Source organism: Marinobacter iranensis, assembly GCF_029207565.1.
Classification (GTDB): Bacteria; Pseudomonadota; Gammaproteobacteria; order Pseudomonadales; family Oleiphilaceae; genus Marinobacter; species Marinobacter iranensis.
Window position 1 is genome coordinate 23,720 of the sequence record NZ_JANCMW010000002.1, and the last position, 20,155, is coordinate 43,874.

Genomic DNA, 20,155 nt, shown 5'->3' on the forward strand with positions numbered 1-20,155 from the left:
TTCAAAACCACGGACGACAGAGAGTATCCATGATGACTTTCATACTGTTTCTTGTTGCTGTTGCCGGGCTTCTTGTTGTGATGCGCAAGGAATCCGGTGCCAAACCCGCCATCGGGGTCATGGTAGTGACAGGTGTACTTTCGCTGTTCCTGGCGTCGGGGCTGCTGGCGCTTATCCTGTTTATCGGCGCCGCCGTGACTGCCGCAGCCGGCCTGCCGGGCTTTCGCCGCAGCTGGCTGACCCCGCGAGTGTTCGCAACGTTCAAGAAAGTGGCCCCCAAGGTTTCCGATACCGAAAAAGTGGCCCTGGAAGCCGGTACCGTGGGTTGGGACGGCGAGCTGTTCACCGGGCGCCCTGACTGGCACAACCTGTTGATCAACCGCAACACGGGCCTGTCAGAAAGAGAACAGGCGTTCGTGGACAATCAGTGCACCCAGGCGATCTCCGTGTGCAACGCCTGGGACCTGGCGGTTGAACGTGCCGACCTGCCGGCGGAGTTGTGGGAGTTCCTCAAGAAGGAAGGCTTCTTCGGCATGATCATTCCCGAGGAATACGGCGGCCTTCACTTCTCCGCCAAAGCCCAGACCGCGGTGTTGCAAAAGCTGGCTGCCAACGAAATGCTGATGGTTACCGTGGGTGTGCCCAACTCCCTCGGCCCCGGTGAGCTGCTGGTGAAATATGGCACCGAAGAGCAGAAGAACCACTATCTGCCACGCCTGGCGGATGGCCGTGAAATTCCCTGTTTCGGCCTCACTGGCCCCCGCGCCGGCTCCGACGCCACCTCTCTGCCGGACACCGGCATCGTCTGCAAGGGCGAGTTCGAGGGCAAGGAAGTACTGGGTCTGCGCCTCAATTTCGAGAAGCGCTGGATTACCCTGGCCCCCATCGCCACCGTGATCGGCCTGGCCTTCCGCATGTTCGACCCCGACGGCCTGCTGGGCGACACCAAGGACTATGGCATTACCTGCGCCCTGATCCCGCGCAATACCAAGGGTATCGAAATCGGCCGCCGCCACTGCCCCATTGGCACGCCGTTCATGAACGGCCCCATCAAGGGCACCGACGTATTCATTCCGCTGGACTACATCATTGGTGGCCAGGAGATGGCGGGGCAGGGCTGGCGCATGCTGGTTGAGTGCCTCTCCGTGGGGCGTTGTATTACCCTGCCCTCCGGCGCGGCTGGCGCGGCCGCCTATTCCGTGGGCACGGCGGGCGGCTTTACCCGTATCCGTCGCCAGTTCAATACCCCGGTGGCGGACATGGAAGGTGTGCAGGAGCCCCTGGCCCGCATTGCCGCCAAGACCTACATTGCCCAGGCAGCGGTGAACCACACCGCAAACATGATCGACAAGGGCGAAAAACCGGCGGTACCCTCGGCGATTCTCAAGTACCACCTGACCGAATTCCAGCGCGGGGTCCTGACCGACGCCATGGACGTGCACGGTGGCAAAACCGTCACCCTTGGCCCACGCAATTACCTGGGCATTGGCTTCAGCGGTGCGGCGGTCTCCATCACCGTCGAAGGCGCCAATATCATGACCCGCAGCCTGATGATCTTCGGCCAGGGCGCGATCCGCTGCCATCCCTACGTTCTCAAGGAGCTGGCGGCGAAGGACAACGACGATATCGATGCCTTCGACGACGCTTTCTTCAGCCACGCCGGCCTGATCTTCGGCAACGCCGCCCGGGCCTTCACCCAGGCGCTGGGGCTGGGCAGGGCGGATGTCCCGTTCGACCACGCTGCCCGTAAATACGCCCAGGGCGTGGCCCGTTTCAGTGCCGCCTTCGGCCTGTGCGCGGATGCCGCGATGACCACGCTGGGCTCCGAACTGAAAATGCGCGAGCTGATCTCGGCCCGCCTTGGCGACGTGCTGGCCAACCTCTACCTGGCTTCCATGGTGCTCAAGAACTGGCACGAAACCCAGCCGGTTGACGGCGAGCGGGATCTGATGGAGTACAGCATGGCAATGCTGCTCTCCCGCGTGGAGAATGCCATGGACGAATTCCTCCAGAACCTGCCCAACCGCCCGGTTGCCCTGGCGCTTCGTGCCGTAACCATGCCGCTGGGCCGCCGCTGGGACGCTCCCCACGACGACCTGTCCCGCAAGCTGGCGCGAGCCATCTCCACCGACAGCCCGGTGCGGGAAAAACTGCTGGCTGGTGCCTGGACCACCGCTGGCGAAGGCAAGGGTATGGTTGAAAACCCCATTTCCCAGTACAACACTCTGTTGAAAGACTACGACAAGGCCGAACAGCTCTACCGCAAGGTGACCAAAGCCTACGCCAAGGGGCAACTGCCGATGGATGCACTGCATCCGGAAGAGCGCTTCGAGGCTGCGCTGGAAGCGGACATCTTCACCAAGGAAGAAGCCGAGTTCATGCGTGAATACGAAGCGCTGGTCCTGGAAATGTTGACTGTCGACGACTTCCCGTTCGACGAGTTCGCCCGCAACAAGGACACACTGATCGACCACAACCCGGCCTGATCAGGAACACTACTCGCCGCCCAGGATCCACCGGGCGGCTTTTTCCGCAATCATCAGTGTGGGCGAGTTGGTGTTGCCGCTGGTAATGGTGGGCATGACGCCGGCATCGACAACCCGCAGACCTGCCACGCCCCTTACCCGCAGGTGAGGGTCCACCACCGCCAGCTCATCGTCGGCGCGGCCCATGCGGGTGGTGCCCACCGGATGGAAAATGGTGGTGCCGATATCGCCCGCCAGTCTGGTGAGCTCGTCGTCGGTCTGGTACTGCAGGCCGGGTTTGAATTCTTCCGGCTGGTATTGCATGAAAGCCGGCTGTTCCGCGATGCGCCGGGTCACCCGCAGTGAATCCGCCGCCACTTTCCGGTCTTCCGGTGTGCTCAGGTAGTTCGGGGCAATGGCCGGAGCCTGCTGCGGGTCGTTACTGCGAATACGTACCGTGCCGCGGCTGGTGGGGTTCAGGTTGCAGACGCTGGCAGTAATGGCGGGGAAGTCGTGCAGCGGTTGGCCGAAGGCTTCCAGGCTCAGGGGCTGGACGTGGTATTCAATATTGGCGTAGTCGTACTCCTCGGAACTGCGGGTAAACAGGCAGAGCTGAGACGGCGCCATGCTCATGGGGCCGGAACGTGTAAGCAGGTATTCCAGGCCGATACGGGCCTTGCCGATCAGGGAATTGGCCATGGTATTCAGGGTGGTGACCCCTTTCACCTTGTACACAGACCGAATCTGCAGGTGGTCCTGGAGGTTTTCACCCACCCCGGGCAAATCGGCGACCACGTCAATGCCATGCTCCCTGAGGAGATCAGCGGGGCCGATTCCGGATAGCTGCAGCAGTTGCGGGGAGCCAATGGCACCGGCGGAGAGGATGACCTCCCGCCGGGCCCCGGCAATGACTTCACCGTCACCCGGTCGGTCAACACGCACGCCCGTGCAGCGGGGGCCGGTGGTGGAGGTTTCTGTTTCCAGCCCAAGCACGTGGGTGGAGTGCCAGAGTGTCAGGTTGGGGCGCTTTTCGGCGTCCCGGAGGAAGGCCTTGGAGGTGCTCCAGCGCCAGCCCGAGCGCTGATTCACTTCGAAGTAGTCCACCCCCTCGTTATCACCCCGGTTGAAATCCCGTGTCCGTGGAATGCCGGCCTCGACGCAGGCGGTGGCAAAGTCTTCCAGCACTTTCCATTTCAGGCGCTGATGTTCCACGCGCCATTCACCGCCGTGGCCGTGGTACTTGTCATGTTCCGGGTCGGCGTCTCCGCCTTCATCGAGACGGTAGTGGTCCTCGTGGCGCATGAAGTCGGGCAGGCAATTGTCCCAGCGCCAGGCGTCCTCTCCGGTGAACCCGGCCCATTGATCGTAATCCCGGGCCTGGCCACGAATGTAGAGCATGCCATTGATGCTGGAGCAGCCGCCCAGGGTTTTACCCCGGGGGTAGATCAGCGAGCGACCATTAAGGCCCGGGTCCGGCTCGGTACGGAAGCGCCAGTCGGTGCGGGGGTTGTCGATGCAGTACAGGTAGCCGACCGGAATATGGATCCAGTGATAGTTGTCCCGGCCGCCGGCCTCGATCAGCAATACCCGGTTGGCCGGGTCCGCGCTCAGGCGGTTGGCCAGCAGGCAGCCGGCGGTGCCGGCGCCTATCACGATGTAATCAAACTCCGGGTGTCCCTGTGCTTTTTTGTTGTCGGACATGGCGCTTTCTCCGCAGCTGGCCCAGCCTTTATTTGGCCGTCGGCATGACAAATTCCGCACCGGCGTCGATGGAATCAGACCAGCGCTGCATGATGGATTTCTGGCGTGTGTAGAACTTCACGCCCTCCTCGCCGTAGGCATGGGTGTCGCCGAACATGGACCGCTTCCAGCCGCCGAAACCATGCCAGGCCATGGGCACCGGGATCGGTACGTTAATGCCCACCATGCCTACCTGGATACGGCGGCCGAATTCCCTCGCCACACTGCCGCTCTCGGTGAAGCAACTGACACCGTTGCCGAATTCGTGGTCATTGATCAGCCGGATGGCGGTGGCGATATCGGGAACCCGCACGCAAGCCAGAACCGGCCCGAAAATCTCTTCCCGGTAGATGGTCATGTCCGGGGTGACGTGATCGAACAGGGAACCGCCCATCCAGAAACCGTCGTCGCAACCTTCGCCGGTGTTCGAGGCATCAAACTCCCGGCCGTCGACCACCAGTTCAGCACCTTCGGCCACACCTTTATCAATGTAGCCGGTAATGCGCTGGTGTGCGGCGGCGGTGACGATGGGGCCCATCTCGGCATCCAGCTGCTCGCCGTTTTTCACTTTCAGCGTGCGGGCGCGCTCAGCCAGTCGGGGCATGATCCGGTCCGCCACATCCCCAACCAGTACCGCCACACTGATGGCCATGCAACGCTCACCGGCACTGCCGTAGGCGGCGCCAATCAGCGCGTCCACCGCCTTGTCCAGATCGGCGTCGGGCATCACCACCATGTGGTTCTTGGCGCCACCGAGGGCCTGGATGCGCTTACCGTATTTTGCTCCTTTTTCGTAGAGCAGGTTGGCAATCGGGGTGGAGCCGACAAAGCTCAGGGCCTGCACATCCGGATGCTCAATCAGGGCTTCGACCGCTTCCTTGTCGCCCTGAACCACGTTGAACACGCCATCGGGCAGGCCCGCCTGGCGGAGCAGGTCGGCAATCATCAGCGAAGCGCTCGGGTCCAGCGGGCTGGGCTTCAGCACAAAGGTGTTGCCCGCCGCGATGGCCACCGGAAACATCCACATGGGCACCATGGCCGGAAAATTGAAAGGAGTGACCCCGGCCACCACGCCCAGGGGCTGGCGCATGGTCCAGTTGTCGATGCCGGTACTGACCTGCTCGGTGTAATCCCCTTTCAGCAACTGCGGGATGCCACAGGCGAATTCCACAATGTCGATACCCCGGGCCACCTCGCCCTGGGCATCGGTGAAGACCTTGCCGTGTTCCGCAGTGATGGCCCGGGCCAGGTCGTCTTTGTGCCGGTTGAGCAGTTCCAGAAACTTGAACATCACCCGGGCGCGGCGAATAGGCGGAGTGTCTGCCCATGCGGGAAAGGCCGCATCGGCCGCGGCGACGGCGGCATCCACATCCGCACGATTGGCGAGGGCAACCTGGCCGGTCACCTGGCCGGTGGCCGGATTGAACACGTCCTGGGACTGCCCGGAAGTGCCGGCGGATATTTCGCCATTGATATAATGCAGAATGTTTGAGTTCGTCATGGATGCCTCGACCTTTTCCCGTAAAACCTTCCGAAAACGCCATTAACAGGGCGATACCGGGCTTTATTTCGATGCTGGTGGATATTTGATCATTCAGGCTAGAGTGGATCAGTGGTCAAAGCAATTGAGATTTCTAAAAGCCAGATATAAGGTAACCTTATATCTTTCCGATGCGAACGAGGCCCCTTATGCATCCGCTCCAGAGCCTGCGGGCATTTGTTACGGTTGCCCGCGAGGGCAGTGTGTCCCGCGCAGCGGCCCGCCTTCACCTGACCCAGCCGGCGGTTAGCCTGAAACTCAAACACCTGCAGGATGAACTGGATCTGAAACTGTTCCTGCGTAGGCCCCAAGGATTGGTCCTGACGCCTGATGGGCAGGCACTGTTACCGTCGGCGGAGAAGGCGCTGGCAGCCATGGCGGCATTCGAGCAGAACGCCCGGGCACTGCACAGCACCCTGCGGGGGCGTCTCAGGATAGGCACCATCGTCGATCCCGAGTTCATTCGCCTGGGTGCATTCCTGCACCGGTTGGTGGAGCGCGCACCCCAACTGGAAACAGAGCTGCGGCAGGGCATGAGCGGCAGCGTACTGGAACAGGTCCGCGATGGCCGCCTGGACGTCGGCTTTTTCCTGGCCCCGCCCGGTGTCGGCCCGGGCTCATTGGCACCCGAGGTGACCCATCGGGAGCTGACCCGGTTTCACTACTATGTGATTGCCCCGGCGGGCTGGGGCCAACGGATTCTCTCCAACGAGTGGCCCGAACTGGCCGCCATGCCCTGGATCGTCACCCCCGAGAACTCCGTTCACCACCGGTTGCTCAAAGGTACCCTGGAGCCGCTGGGGCTGACGCCCCACGGCGTCGCCCAGGTCGACCAGGAAGCCTGCATGCTGGACCTGGTCCGGGCCGGAGTCGGCCTCAGTCTCGCCAGGGACGCCCTGGCCATGGCCGAGCGCCAGGAGAGGGGGTTGGTGGTCGTGGAAGGGGTTCAGTTGCCCTGTGCGTTGAGTTTCATCTGGCACCGCGACCGGCAGGATGAACCACTGATTGCCGAAGCGCTGGAGGCTCTGACAAGGGTCTGGGGTCTCGATGGCGCAGCTGCTTAACTTCGAGGGCGATTGACGGCATACTCCGGGGACTGGTGCCGGGTGTTGTCATCCCTTCCCGGGATTGTGTGAAGCCATGGACGGCTTCACTCAAGCGCACATGGATGTGCTCGTAGCGTATCCCGGGAAGGGATGGCAACATCCGGCGTGCACCCAAGCATGAGGTAAACAAGAAGAATGTGGCTATCAGTCCTGGCCGTAAGCGCCGGAGCCGTCATAGGCGCTAACCTGAGATGGGCCCTGGGCCTCTGGCTCAACAGCAGCTATCACGCCATCCCCTACGGCACCCTCGCTGCCAACCTCTCCGGCGGCTGGCTCGTCGGCCTGCTGATCGGCTACTTCGTGCATGGCACCTCCCTGGCCCCCGAGTGGCGCCTGTTCGCCATCACCGGCCTTTGCGGTGCGCTTACCACCTTCTCCACCTTCTCCCTGGAAATGCTCTCCGCCATCCAGGAAGGCAAATGGAGCATGGCCCTGGCCGGCATATTGGCCCACGTGATTGGCTCTATCCTCATGACCGCGCTGGGAATTTACACCTTTGGCCTGGTCCGGGGATGATGGGTACCACTACTTATGCAATAAATTCAAAATAGGCTTGGCAATCCTGAAAACAAAGAGTAAAGTCATTTTGTAGGAAATGATTCAGCAAAGCTTTCATGAATAAGACGTACTCCGCAGTTAAGTAGTGACCGTCCTGTTTTTGATTCCGCGAGTTCTGTATTTCCGTAAACGCTGATCAGGCATCATGTCGATAGCCTGGCGGCAAGATAAAATGATTGATTTCAGGAATGTTTAAGTATGTCTACTACTACCGGCACTGTTAAGTTCTTCAACGAAGCTAAAGGCTTTGGCTTTATCACTCGTGAAGGCGGCCCGGACGTATTCGTTCACTACAGCGCAATTCAGGGCAGCGGTTTCAAGACCCTGGCAGAAGGCCAGCAGGTTGAGTTCACCGTTACCCAGGGCCAGAAAGGTCCTCAGGCGGAAAACGTTACTCCTCTGTAAATAACAGACAGAGTACCCGCCAAAAAGGCAGCCTCGGCTGCCTTTTTTTGTGGCCGGATTTTGTGATTCCTGCCCGGTTGTGTATTCTTTTACCCCCTGCCGCCGGCGATCGCCGAACCGTTATTTTGCTCAGGGCCCACTATGTTGAACATCCTGAAAGCCGTCTGGATTCTGTTCTGGGCCGCACTGCTCACACTGATCCTGTTCCTGCCCATCGTGATTGCTGCTCTTGCCGGCCGCAGTGGCAACGCCGCCTTTCACGGCACCCAGGTTTACGCCTGGTGCATTCTCAAGCTGACTGGTATCCGCCTGAAAGTGATTGGGCTGGAGCACATCGACCCAGCGCAGCGCTACGTTATCCTCAGTAACCATGCGTCCTATTTCGACCCGCCGGCCCTGGTTCTGGCCTTGGGGTTGCAGTATCGCTGGGTAATCAAGAAAGAACTGCGCAAAGTACCGCTGTTTGGCCTGGCGCTGGAAACGTCACGCAACCTGTTCATTGATCGCTCCAAAGGCAGCGATGCGCTGGAAAGCATCAAGCGGGGTGTGGCGCAATTGCCGGAGGGTACCAGCATCCTGATTTTCCCCGAGGGAACCCGGTCATGGGATGGCAAATTGCTGCCTTTCAAGAAGGGCGGGTTTGTGATTGCCCGCGACGGCAAGCTGCCCATATTGCCGGTGACGATACGGGGTTCTCATGACCGCCTCCCCAAGGGCACGGCGGCTTTTGTGCCCGGTGTGATCGAAATTGTCATTCACCCGCCGGTTGCCACAGCCGGGCGCGAGGTGGAGGCTGTACGGGAGGAAGTGAAGGACACCATAGAAGATGCCCTTTGAGCGTTCGGGTCAGTCGCTGAACACTTCTTCATAGAGCCGCATGGTACCGTCCCAGGAACGGGTTGCGGCCTCCTCATTGTAAGCAATGGGCATATCGAATTCCTCGGCGACCTTGTCTGCGCCGGGATTGGTGAAGGAGTGCAGAACTCCCGGGAAACTGACCAGGGTCAGGTCGGCTTCCGCGTCCTGCATTTCTTTCACCAGGCCGGAAACCTGGTCTGACGGCACCATCTTGTCTGCACCACCGGTGTAAACGTGAATCCGGGGTTGGACCTTGCCGGCTTCGGCCTTGATGGGGCTACCCAGGGCGCCGTGGTAGCTGACCACAGCGTCCAGGTCCACGCCCAGGCGGGCCATGTTCAGCACCACCGCCCCGCCAAAGCAATAGCCCTGGGCCGCAATTTTGCTACTGTCGACGCTGTCGTGCTGCTGCAGTAAATCCTTGGCGGCCATGAACCGGGCCTTGACCTGATCAATGTCCTTCGTCGCCTCTTTCATGAATTTCTGGGCATCTTCAGGATGTTCCGCCAGCTTGCCGGATCCGTACATATCCAGAGCAAATGCCGTGTAGCCTGCTGCGGCCAGCCGCTCTGCCTGTTCCCGGGCAAATTCGTTGTGTCCCCACCATTCGTGAACCACCAGAACACCGGGGCGTTTGCCCTCGGTTTCGTCGTCATAAGCCATATAGCCGGTGAAGGTTTCACCGTTTACGGTGTATTCCACGGTTTCTGTCTGCATTTCAGCTGTTACCTGTCCACTTGCCAGTGTGAGGGCTGCTGCGAGTGAAAGCGGGGCTGCCGCCAGGGCGTGCCTGTGTCTTCTCATGGGTTCCTGCTCCGTTTGGGTCGATTGCGTGGATTGCTCCAGAATTTATGCTGGGGTCCATCAAACCGATGCACTCAATTGCTACTGCCGGTGTCAGACCTTTTTACTACACTTTACGGGATGAGACATCGTTTACGCGAAGGATTCAAGGGGCCAGGCATGAAGATCGGCGTACCGAAAGAGATCAAGAATCATGAATATCGGGTGGGGATGACACCGGCAGCGGTCCACGAGTTGTGCGGTCATGGTCACCGTGTCTATGTAGAAAAGGACGCCGGGGCCGCCATCGGCTTCACCGACGATGATTATACGAAAGCGGGAGCGGTGATCCTTGAGAACGGTGCCGCCGTGTTTGAGGCGGCCAACATGATCGTTAAGGTCAAGGAACCCCAGGCTAATGAAAGAGCGTTGCTGACGCTGGACCATACCCTGTTCACCTATCTGCACCTGGCGCCGGATCAGGCCCAGACCGATGACCTGGTGGCATCGGGAGCAACCTGCATCGCCTATGAAACGGTCACCGACAGACATGGGCGCCTGCCGTTGCTGGCGCCCATGTCGGAAGTGGCGGGGCGAATGTCGATCCAGGCCGGTGCCCATTGCCTGGAAAAGTCCCTGGGCGGTCGCGGTGTTCTTCTGGGCGGCGTGCCCGGTGTCAGCCCGGCACGGGTGACGGTGATCGGCGGTGGCGTAGTGGGGCAGAACGCAGTCGCCATGGCGATCGGGTTAGGGGCACAGGTGATGGTGCTCGACCGGAACATGGATGTGCTGAGATATCTCGACCACCTGTATGGTAATCGCATCAGCACCCTGTTCTCCACGGCGGCAACCCTGGATGAGGCGGTCACCGAATCGGACCTGGTGATTGGCGGGGTGCTGATTCCCGGCGCGTCGGCGCCCAAGCTGGTTACCCGCGATATGGTCAGCCGCATGCCGGAGGGCAGTGTGATCGTGGATGTGGCCATTGATCAGGGCGGTTGTACCGAAACCTCGAAACCCACTACACACGATGCGCCTACCTATGTGGTGGACGGTGTGGTGCATTACTGCGTGGCCAATATGCCGGGGGCGGTTGCGAGAACCTCCACATTGGCACTGAATAATGCAACACTGCCGTTTATCGCCGCCCTGGCCAACAAGGGCCCAGAGAAGGCGATGAAGGAGGATCCGCATCTGCGCAATGGACTTAATGTATTCCAGGGCAAAGTGACTTTCCGCGAGGTGGCCGAGTCCACCGGGTATGAGTTTGCAGATCCCGACACTTTGCTCGGATCGTAATCCCATTCAAACAAGGAGATCCCATGAAACTGATTGGCTCTACCACATCCCCCTATGTCAGGCGTATCCGGCTGCTATTGGCCGATACTGACTATGAGTTCGTGAATCTCGACATCTACGGCGAGGGCAGGGATGAGCTCAGGCGCAACAACCCGGCGCTGAAAATCCCCATGCTGATTGATGGCAACCAGGAGGTGTACGACTCTCGGGTGATTGCCCGCTATATCGGTGAAAAGCAGGGCCTCGCCCCCCTGAGCTGGGACCAGGAGAACCAGCTGACACTGATTGATGCCGCCAACGACTCTGCCGTCATACTGTTGCTGTCGGCCCGCTCGGGTATCGATACCAGTGAGGACAAGATGTTTTTTAATCTCCAGCGTGAACGCATCATGATGACGTTCAGAACTCTGGCGGCCATGGTTGATGAGGGGCAGTTCAGCCAGTGGAACTATCCGGCCATTTGCCTTTATTGCCTGGTGGACTGGATGGACTTCCGGAACCTGGTGGATTTTACCGGCGTTGAGAGCCTGCTCAGTTTTCGGGATCACCACCTCGACAATCCCATCGTGAGCCGTACTGACCCTCGCCAGGCCTGATGAATTGCCGGGCCGGTTGTTGCCTGGCCCGGTCCCTTCCCGAAAAAATTAAGTAAAAATTAAGTACCCGCCAAGGTTGCAGATCCTATCTATCAAAATTATCGTTGGTCACGACTTAATCATTTAAGTTCGTGTGCATCCGAAGTGTAGCCGGAAAAAATGATTAAGGAACGAAGACAGCTAAGATGCGTGTGAAGCCTCTGATTCATTGACTCTATAACGAAAGCGGCAAAGAGTGAACTTTCTTACTTATGTAACTTAATGCATTAAGTTTCTGCTCAAAGCTGTATGAAAATCAGACCTTACAAAAACAAAACGAGGTTCCAACAATGATTTTTCGTAAAGCACTCTGTCACCGTCCTGTGGCGGCTGCAGCAACCCTGACCATGTTCGCCGGGCTCCCTGTGGGTCTCCATGCCCAGGAAAGCGTTGAAGAGCGCCTGTCCGCCCTGGAGCAACAACTGGCAGAGGTTGAACCTCATGCGCGGGGCGAGCAGGGTTTCTCCTTCAACACCTACGCCCGCTCCGGATTGCTGCTCAACAGCGATGGCAAAAGTGCGCCAGGCGGCCCCTACCTGACACCGGCTGGCTCCGTTGGCGGGGCAGTGGGCCGGCTGGGTAACGAGCCGGACACCTATCTGGAAGCCATCCTCAACTACAAGACCGTGGCGGAGAACGGCACGCAATCCCATTACCGCCTGATGATTGCGGACTCCACCACCTCCAGCAACGACTGGACGGCCGGTGATGGCGCCCTGAACGTGCGTCAGGCCTATGTGGAATTCAGCAACCTGGCCAGTTTCACCGGCATTTTCGAGGATTCTTCCATCTGGGCCGGCAAGCGCTTTGACCGGGACAACTTCGACATCCACTGGCTCGACAGTGATTTCGTGTTCCTGGCGGGCACCGGGGCCGGTATCTACGACGTGGCTTTCAGCGACTCGGTGACGTCGAACTTCTCCCTCTACGGCCGCAGCTTCCTGGATTTTCCCTCAGACCCCAACACCACCGACGGCTCGTCTGACACCGACAATCTGGTCCTCACCGCCAACAACTATTTCGGCAACATGCAATGGATGATCAACGGTATGTCTGCCGCGGACAACGACGAGCGTATCGTTGGCGGTGTTATGGAAGCAGCCGACACTGGTGTGAACACCATGCTGGCTTACCATGGCGGCAATTTCTTCGGCATCTCCGATGGCAACTTCAAGGTGGCGCTGCTGCACGGCCAGGGCCTGGGTGCCGAGGTCAAGAACATCGGCGCCGATGGCAACCTGCATGAAGACGCCGTGAGCACGCGCCTGGGGATATACGGCACCACCTACCTGAGTGATACCTGGCGTATCGCCCCGATGATACTGGCGGAAACCAGCAAAGACCGCTATGTGGAAGGGGACGAGTATCAATGGCTGACCTTCAACACCCGCCTGGCCAACGAACTGAGCGCTAATTTCGAGATGCAGTACGAGGCCTCCTGGCAGGTGATGGATCTGCAAACCCAGGGCTACGAAGGGCGCGGTGACGTGGATGGCGACTACGCCCGTTTCACCGTTGCACCGACCTTCAAGCCTCAGGTAGGCGGGTTCTGGAACCGCCCGGAAATCCGTGTGTTTGCCAGCTATTCTACCTGGGACGACGACCTCAACGGTTTTGATGGCGGTGACGCCCTCGGCCAGGAAGACTTTGGCGGCAGCCAGTGGACCTTTGGTACCCAGATGGAAATCTGGTTCTGATACTGACAACAACAAGATGAGGTAAGCACCATGTCCAGAAACCGTGGATTTCAGTGGATTCTAGGCGGCCTGGCCGCCAGCGTGCTGGTTGGTGGCCTGCAGGCCAAAACCATCACCATTTCCTGCGGCGCCGTCGGAGCAGAGAAACAGCTTTGTGAAGAAGGTACCCAGGCCTGGTCGGAACAATCCGGGCATGAGGTCCAGGTTGTTTCCACGCCCAATTCCGCGACCGAACGCTTGTCGCTTTACCAGCAACTCTTCGCCGCCCGCTCGGGCGATGTGGATGTGTTCCAGATCGACGTGGTCTGGCCGGGTATGCTCGCGAGCCATCTTGTCGACCTGTCGGAATACACCGACGGGGCGGAGCGCCGTCACTTTGAGGCGCTGGTAGAGAACAATACGGTGGATGGCAGCCTGGTGGCCATGCCCTGGTTTACCGACGCCGGTGTTCTGTACTACCGCAAGGATCTGCTGGAAAAGTACAACCTGGAGGCGCCGGAGACCTGGCAGGAGTTGACCGACACCGCCAAAACCGTGATGGCCGGGGAGCGTGAAGCCGGCAACGACCGCTTCTGGGGTTATGTCTGGCAGGGCCGGGCCTACGAAGGGCTGACCTGCAATGCACTGGAGTGGATTGCCAGCTTTAACGGCGGCACGATTGTCAACGGCGAGGGTGAGGTTACGGTCAACAATGAGCAGGCTGCAGAGGCTCTCGCTCTGGCCAGCACCTGGATTGACGGCATATCGCCCCGCAGTGTCCTGAACTATACGGAGGAAGAGGCAAGGGGTGTTTTCCAGTCCGGTAATGCGCTGTACATGCGCAACTGGCCCTACGCCTGGAGCCTTGCCCAGAGCGAGGACAGCCCGGTCAAAGGCAAGGTGGGCGTTGTCGCTTTGCCCAAGGGCGGCGAAAATGGGCAGCATGCCGGAACCTTGGGTGGATGGCAGCTGGCGGTGTCCAAATATTCGGAAAACGTGGATGAAGCCGCCGACCTGGTGCGGTTCCTGACCAGCTATGAAGAACAGAAACGCCGGGCCATTGAGGGCAGCTACAACCCGACCATACCGGACCTTTATCGCGATGAAGAGGTGTTGGCTGCGGTTCCGTTCTTTGGTGAACTGTTCGAAACCTTCAAGAATGGCGTTCCGCGGCCCTCCTCGACTACCGGCGACCAGTATGGCCGGGTCAGCAATGCGTTTTTCAACACAGCCCACGACGTGCTTTCCGGCCAGACGGAACCGGAACAGGCCTTGGGCGGGCTTGAAAGTGAACTGCAGCGGCTTGGTCGTCGCGGCTGGTAATGGCCATGGCGGATTCCACCGTAACTCCGGCAAACGCGGACGCGGGCGAGCAGTCACTCGCCCGGTCCGTTTCCCCTACACGGCGGCACAACAGGGTGCACCGTCAGCGCCTGCGCGCCGCCTGGATGTTCCTGATCCCGATGCTGGTGGTACTGGCGGCGGTAGCCGGCTGGCCCCTGATGCGCACCATCTGGTTCAGCTTTACCGACGCCAGCTTCTCGGACATCAGCAACTACAGCATGATCGGGTTCGAGAACTACCTGGTGTACGACAATGGCGCCTGGTATGGCGTTCTGGCAGACCCAAGCTGGTGGCGTGCGGTCTGGAATACGCTGTTCTTCACGGTGGTGTCGGTGGGTGCCGAAACCGTACTGGGCCTGATCATTGCGCTGACGCTGAATGCTCAGTTTCGCGGACGAGGATGGATTCGTGCCGCCACGCTTATTCCCTGGGCCATTCCCACTATTGTGTCGGCGAAGATGTGGGGGTGGATGCTCCACGATCAGTTCGGGATTATCAACGACCTACTGATGACCCTGGGGGTGATTGCAGAGCCGTTGAATTGGACAGCCAACGCGGACCTGTCCATGTGGGCGGTGATCATGGTGGATGTGTGGAAAACCACCCCCTTCATGGCGCTGCTCACACTGGCCGCCCTGCAGATGCTGCCCTCGGACTGCTATGAGGCAGCGAAAGTAGACGGTATCCACCCGGTGCGGGTGTTCTTCCGCGTCACACTGCCACTGATCTATCCAGCACTGATGGTAGCGATTATCTTCCGCATTCTGGACGCGTTGCGGGTGTTCGACGTGATCTACGTGCTCACCTCCAACAGCGAGGACACCATGTCGATGTCGGTCTATGCCCGCCAGCAACTGGTGGAATTCCAGGACGTGGGTTACGGCTCGGCGGCCTCGACTGTCTTGTTCCTGATCATCGCCCTGCTGACGATTACCTATCTCTATCTGGGGCGCAAACAGTTTGGAGGTGATGCATGAACCGCAAACTGCTCAGGAAAATAGCGGTCAAAACCGGGTTCGGGCTATTGCTCACCGCCATCATGTTGTTCACGGTGTTTCCCTTCTATTACGCCATTGTGACGTCGTTCAAGAGCGGCTCCGAGCTGTTCAGCATTGACTACTGGATAACCTCGTTCAACCTGGAGAACTACCAGGCGGTGCTGGGGCAGGGCTCATTCGTGACCAGCATCTGGAACTCGGTAGTGGTGTCCACCTCGGCGGTGGCGATCGCCATGCTGTTTGGCCTGACTGCGGCCTATGCCCTGGGGCGGGTTCAGTTTCGCGGAAGGGGCACGGTACTGATGATCGTACTGGGTGTGTCCATGTTCCCGCAGGTGGCGGTTCTCTCCGGACTGTTTGAGGTGATCCGCGCCTTCAACCTCTATAACGACCCGTTGTCACTGGTGTTCTCATACACCATTTTCACCCTGCCGTTCACGGTCTGGATTCTGACCACCTTCATGCGGCAACTGCCGAAGGAGCTGGAAGAGGCGGCCATCGTGGATGGTGCCTCACCGGTGGTCACCCTCTTCAAGGTCTTTCTCCCGCTGATGGGCCCGGCCATGGCCACGACCGGACTGCTGGCATTCATAGCGGCCTGGAACGAATTCCTGTTTGCGCTGACCTTCACGCTGACAGACGACCAACGCACGGTTCCGGTGGCCATTGCCCTGATTACCGGCGGATCCCAGCACGAATTGCCCTGGGGGCACCTGATGGCGGCCTCGGTGATTGTCACCGTGCCATTGGTGGTCCTGGTACTGATTTTTCAACGTCGAATTGTGTCCGGCCTGACGGCGGGCGCGGTCAAAGGTTAACCGAGGAGTTATGTGTATGAGCCAGTCACAGCCCTGGTGGAAAGGTGGCATTATTTACCAGATCTATCCCCGGAGTTTTATGGACAGCAACGGGGATGGCATCGGTGATCTCAGGGGGGCAACCGAAAAACTGCCCTATGTGGCATCGCTGGGCGTTGACGCCATCTGGCTGTCGCCGTTCTTTACCTCGCCCATGAAGGACTTTGGCTACGATGTGTCTGATTACCGGGGCGTGGACCCGATTTTCGGCACCATGGAGGATTTCCGGGCCCTGGTCAGCGAGGCGCATCGGCTGAACCTGAAAGTCATCATCGACCAGGTCATCAGCCATACGTCGGATGCCCATCCCTGGTTTGAGGAGAGCCGCCGCAACCGCGACAACCCCAAGGCGGACTGGTTCGTCTGGGCTGATCCCAAGCCGGATGGCACGCCACCCAACAACTGGCTGTCGATCTTCGGTGGCAGTGCCTGGGCCTGGGACACCCGCCGGGGGCAGTATTACCTGCACAATTTCCTGGCGAGCCAGCCGGATCTCAATTTCCATAATCCGGAAGTGCGCCAGGCCAACCTGGATAACATGCGCTTCTGGCTGGAATTGGGTGCGGATGGTTTCAGGCTGGACACCGTTAACTTCTATTTCCATAACCAGAGCCTGGCGGACAACCCGGCGGTACCGGTCGGGGAAAACAAGACCTTTGTGGCCCAGGGCATGAACCCCTACACCTACCAGCGCCATGTGAACGACCTTAGCCAGCCGGAGAATATCGGGTTCCTCAATGACCTGAGGGCACTGATGGACGAATACCCGGAAGCCACCCTGGTGGGGGAGATCGGTGACGATAAACCCCTTGAACGGATGGCGGAATACACCGCCGGTGATGATCGCCTTCACATGGCGTATTCCTTCGACCTGTTGTCTGACCGCCATGGCCCGGACTACGTGCGGGAGGTGGTGCGAAGCTACCAGCAGGGGCTCGGCGATGGCTGGCCCTGTTGGGCCCTGAGCAACCACGACGTGGTGCGGGTGGTCTCCCGCTGGGCCGATGGCGGCGAGGATCTGCGTGCCTACCCGCGAATCCTGATGGCATTGCTGCTGTCACTGCGGGGCAGCGTGTCCATGTATCAGGGTGAGGAGCTGGGATTACCGGAAGCGTCGGTACCTTATGAAGAGCTGCAGGATCCCTACGGCATCAGCTTCTGGCCCGAATTCCGGGGCCGTGATGGTTGCCGCACACCCATGGTCTGGGAGCCTGTGGCCCAGGGCGGGTTCACCTCTGGCAAACCGTGGTTGCCGGTGGACCGGGACCACCTGGAATTTGCTGTCAGCACCCAGGAGGCGGATCCGGATTCCACGCTCAACGCGATACGGAAGCTGATCCATTGGCGGCAGCAACAACCGGCGCTGGTCTGCGGCGACCTCACGGTGCTTGATGGTACCGGTGAGGCCCTGTGTTGGCTCCGTACGACCGGTGAGCAGTCCCTGCTGGTGGCACTGAACCTGACCGGAAAGGAGCTTAGGGTGCCGTTACCCTGCGACGTCAACAAACTCGCCCAGGGGCATGGATTTACTGGCCGCCTGGAAAATGGCGAACTCGTGTTGCCCCCTTATCAGGCACTGTTCGCGGAACAGTAAAGTATCGGAGCCCGGAATACCGGCCGGGCCCAACAGAGGAGTCTCCACCATGGCTTGTGTGGAACTGAAAAAAATCAACAAAACCTTTGGCAAGATTGAAATTATTCCCAATGTGGACCTGCGGATCGAGGACGGTGAATTCGTCGTCTTCGTTGGGCCGTCGGGCTGCGGTAAGTCGACTCTGTTACGTCTGATTGCCGGCCTGGAGGAACCCACCGCTGGCGATATCGAGATCGGGGGCGAGGTCGTTACGGACCTGTCCCCGAAAGAAAGAGGTGTGGGTATGGTGTTCCAGTCCTATGCGCTGTATCCACACATGTCGGTGTATGAAAACATCGCCTTCGGCCTGAAGCTGGGCAAGGCCAACAAAGGCAGGATTCAGGAATGGGTGGAAAAAACCGCCGAGGTGCTCCAACTGACCAGCCTTTTACAGCGCAAGCCCCGGGAACTGTCCGGCGGCCAGCGCCAGCGTGTTGCCATTGGCCGCGCCATGGCCCGGGAACCCAGGATCATGCTGTTTGATGAACCCCTGTCCAACCTGGATGCCAGCCTGCGGGTGCAAATGCGCACGGAAATTGCGAAGCTGCATGATCGGCTGCAATCGACCATGATCTATGTGACCCACGACCAGGTGGAAGCCATGACCCTGGCAGACAAGATCGTGGTGCTCAACGGCGGGCATATCGAGCAGGTGGGTACGCCCTACGAACTCTATGAAACGCCAGCCAGCCTGTTCGTGGCCGGCTTTATCGGTTCACCGAAAATGAACCTGATCCCCGCCACCTTGCAGGGATCCGCGCAGGGTAATCGATCGCAGATCAAGATCTGTGGCATGGGCACGGTGAGCCTGGACCGTGGCACCTCTCATCTGGAGGACGGCGCAAAAATGACCGTTGGCCTGCGCCCCGAGCATATTGAACTCGAAATTTCCGGCCCCGACAGCGGTCTGGAAGTGGTCAATGTCGAGTATCTCGGCAACGAAGCCTATGTCTACCTGGAAATGCCGGGTATGGAGGATCTCGTTGTGGTCCGTGAATCTGTTCCCTGTCAGGTACAGGCGGGCCAGAGGGTGACCATGAATGCGGAACCGGCGCTGTTGCACGTGTTCGATACCGATGGCCGCAGCCTGCCACCGTTGGCATCGGTTCCCACTGGTGAAGAGGCCGTGCAGTTGGCCAGTCAGTAAAGAGTGAGTCGAGGATGGCGATGAACAACACGGGTAACCGGCCAAGGCGGCTGACCGTCAAGCTGATGGCGGAGAAGCTCAATGTGTCCACAGCGACCATTTCAAATGCGTTCAACCGGCCGGATCAGCTGTCGGACGCCCGCCGCCGGTGGATACTCGAGGAGTGCAGTCGCCACGGCTATATGGGCCCCAACGCTGCCGCCCGGAGCCTGCGAACCGGCAGGACCGGCAACGTGGGGGTCATGCTGGCGGACAACCTTGCCTACAGCCTGACGGACCCGGTGGCCAGCGAATTTCTCCACGGCCTTGCAGAGGTTTTCGACCAGCGCCATATGAACATGCTGTTGCTGTCTTCCCAGGAGGACGATGAGCATCGCAGCCGGTTGCAGGAGGCCATGGTGGACGGATTCATCGTTTATGGCTGGCTGAAAAAGGGCCGAACCTACGACCGCCTGTTACAGCATGGCAAGCAGATGGTGGCCGTGGATTTCGACCTGGAAGGATGTACCTGGGTCAACATAGACAACTACGAGGGCGCGCGATGCATTGCCGAGCACGCCCTCAGGCAGCCACCCGCCAACGTTGCCATCATGGGGTTGAGGCTGGTGGATACCGACCGGGTCTGCCGTATCCGTGACCAGGAGTTGTTCAATGAAGTACGGGCGATTTCCGTACGGCGCCTTCGAGGCTACCTGGATGCACTTGAGCAGGCGGGCCATCGGGTGTCGTCGGACCGGATCTGGTCCACGCCCACCAACACCCATCAGGATGCCTACCAGGCCGCTCGCGAGGCCCTTACCAGCATGCCACGGCCGGACCTGCTACTGTGTATGAGTGACCGGATTGCCCTCGCGTCCATTCAGGTTGCCCTGCAAATGGGGCTGAGGGTGCCGGAAGACGTGCGCATTGTTGGCTTTGACGGCATTCCGGAAGGGGCCAACCTGCATCCCTCACTGACAACCATGTACCAACAGAGCGCCGAGAAAGGCCGCACCGCCGCGCAGATTTTCCTGGGCGAGAAGGAAGACCGGAACGTGCTGCTGCCAACCTGCCTGCTGGTGCGGGAGAGTTGCCCATAACCGGCAACCGGAAAAATACTCAGAGGAGAACC

At 59.6% G+C, this 20,155-nt stretch carries 17 protein-coding genes; 14 read left to right on the top strand and 3 right to left on the bottom strand.

The genetic code is table 11. From position 1 onward, the window contains the following. Nucleotides 1-32 precede the first annotated feature (32 nt). Complete coding sequence (locus NLU14_RS03365; protein WP_275705353.1) at nt 33-2,486, top strand: acyl-CoA dehydrogenase; 2,454 nt, start codon at nt 33-35, stop codon at nt 2,484-2,486. A gap of 9 nt (nt 2,487-2,495) precedes the next feature. Here NLU14_RS03365 and NLU14_RS03370 read toward each other — a convergent pair whose 3' ends face one another. Then, complete coding sequence (locus NLU14_RS03370) at nt 2,496-4,166, bottom strand: GMC family oxidoreductase (protein ID WP_275704760.1); 1,671 nt, start codon at nt 4,164-4,166, stop codon at nt 2,496-2,498. A gap of 28 nt (nt 4,167-4,194) precedes the next feature. Next, nucleotides 4,195-5,706, bottom strand: coding sequence for a CoA-acylating methylmalonate-semialdehyde dehydrogenase (locus NLU14_RS03375; protein WP_275704761.1), 1,512 nt, complete (start codon nt 5,704-5,706; stop codon nt 4,195-4,197). 188 nt (nt 5,707-5,894) lie between these two features. On the opposite strand from NLU14_RS03375, the gene NLU14_RS03380 reads away from it, so the two are divergent. The 4 genes from NLU14_RS03380 (at nt 5,895) to NLU14_RS03395 (ending at nt 8,651) form a co-directional block, all read left to right on the top strand. Further along, nucleotides 5,895-6,809, top strand: a complete 915-nt coding sequence (locus tag NLU14_RS03380) for a LysR family transcriptional regulator (RefSeq protein WP_275704762.1) — start codon at nt 5,895-5,897, stop codon at nt 6,807-6,809. 177 nt (nt 6,810-6,986) lie between these two features. Next, nucleotides 6,987-7,367, top strand: a complete 381-nt coding sequence (gene crcB / locus NLU14_RS03385; RefSeq protein ID WP_275704763.1) for a fluoride efflux transporter CrcB — start codon at nt 6,987-6,989, stop codon at nt 7,365-7,367. A gap of 240 nt (nt 7,368-7,607) precedes the next feature. Next, nucleotides 7,608-7,814, top strand: a complete 207-nt coding sequence (locus NLU14_RS03390; RefSeq protein ID WP_071265711.1) for a cold-shock protein — start codon at nt 7,608-7,610, stop codon at nt 7,812-7,814. 141 nt (nt 7,815-7,955) lie between these two features. Next, nucleotides 7,956-8,651, top strand: coding sequence for a lysophospholipid acyltransferase family protein (locus NLU14_RS03395; RefSeq protein ID WP_275704764.1), 696 nt, complete (start codon nt 7,956-7,958; stop codon nt 8,649-8,651). Between the two features lie 9 nt (nt 8,652-8,660). On the opposite strand, the gene NLU14_RS03400 is transcribed toward NLU14_RS03395, so the two are convergent. Continuing rightward, nucleotides 8,661-9,476 (bottom strand): dienelactone hydrolase family protein, encoded by an 816-nt coding sequence (locus NLU14_RS03400; RefSeq protein WP_275704765.1) that lies wholly within the window; start codon nt 9,474-9,476, stop codon nt 8,661-8,663. Nucleotides 9,477-9,635: 159 nt separating this feature from the next. Here NLU14_RS03400 and ald point away from each other — a divergent pair, with 159 nt between their 5' ends. The 9 genes from ald to NLU14_RS03445 all read left to right on the top strand — a co-directional run bounded on the left by ald (nt 9,636) and on the right by NLU14_RS03445 (nt 20,123). Continuing rightward, entirely contained in the window at nt 9,636-10,754 is a 1,119-nt protein-coding gene (gene ald, locus NLU14_RS03405; protein WP_275704766.1) for an alanine dehydrogenase, read from the top strand. Nucleotides 10,755-10,777: 23 nt separating this feature from the next. Continuing rightward, nucleotides 10,778-11,350, top strand: coding sequence for a glutathione S-transferase family protein (locus NLU14_RS03410; protein WP_275704767.1), 573 nt, complete (start codon nt 10,778-10,780; stop codon nt 11,348-11,350). A gap of 329 nt (nt 11,351-11,679) precedes the next feature. After that, nucleotides 11,680-13,086, top strand: a complete 1,407-nt coding sequence (locus NLU14_RS03415) for a carbohydrate porin (RefSeq protein WP_275704769.1) — start codon at nt 11,680-11,682, stop codon at nt 13,084-13,086. 30 nt (nt 13,087-13,116) lie between these two features. Next, entirely contained in the window at nt 13,117-14,388 is a 1,272-nt protein-coding gene (locus tag NLU14_RS03420) for an ABC transporter substrate-binding protein (RefSeq protein WP_275704770.1), read from the top strand. 125 nt (nt 14,389-14,513) lie between these two features. After that, nucleotides 14,514-15,386 carry a carbohydrate ABC transporter permease gene (locus NLU14_RS03425; RefSeq protein ID WP_420845037.1) on the top strand — a complete coding sequence of 291 codons (873 nt, stop codon included), beginning with the start codon at nt 14,514-14,516 and terminating at the stop codon, nt 15,384-15,386. Nucleotides 15,387-15,448: 62 nt separating this feature from the next. After that, nucleotides 15,449-16,225 (top strand): carbohydrate ABC transporter permease, encoded by a 777-nt coding sequence (locus tag NLU14_RS03430; RefSeq protein WP_420845038.1) that lies wholly within the window; start codon nt 15,449-15,451, stop codon nt 16,223-16,225. A gap of 16 nt (nt 16,226-16,241) precedes the next feature. Beyond that, nucleotides 16,242-17,858, top strand: a complete 1,617-nt coding sequence (locus NLU14_RS03435; RefSeq protein ID WP_275704774.1) for an alpha-amylase family glycosyl hydrolase — start codon at nt 16,242-16,244, stop codon at nt 17,856-17,858. Nucleotides 17,859-17,907: 49 nt separating this feature from the next. After that, nucleotides 17,908-19,044 carry an ABC transporter ATP-binding protein gene (locus NLU14_RS03440; protein WP_275704775.1) on the top strand — a complete coding sequence of 379 codons (1,137 nt, stop codon included), beginning with the start codon at nt 17,908-17,910 and terminating at the stop codon, nt 19,042-19,044. A 14-nt stretch (nt 19,045-19,058) separates the two neighbouring features. Continuing rightward, nucleotides 19,059-20,123 (top strand): LacI family DNA-binding transcriptional regulator, encoded by a 1,065-nt coding sequence (locus tag NLU14_RS03445; protein WP_275704776.1) that lies wholly within the window; start codon nt 19,059-19,061, stop codon nt 20,121-20,123. The last annotated feature ends 32 nt before the right edge of the window (nt 20,124-20,155 follow it).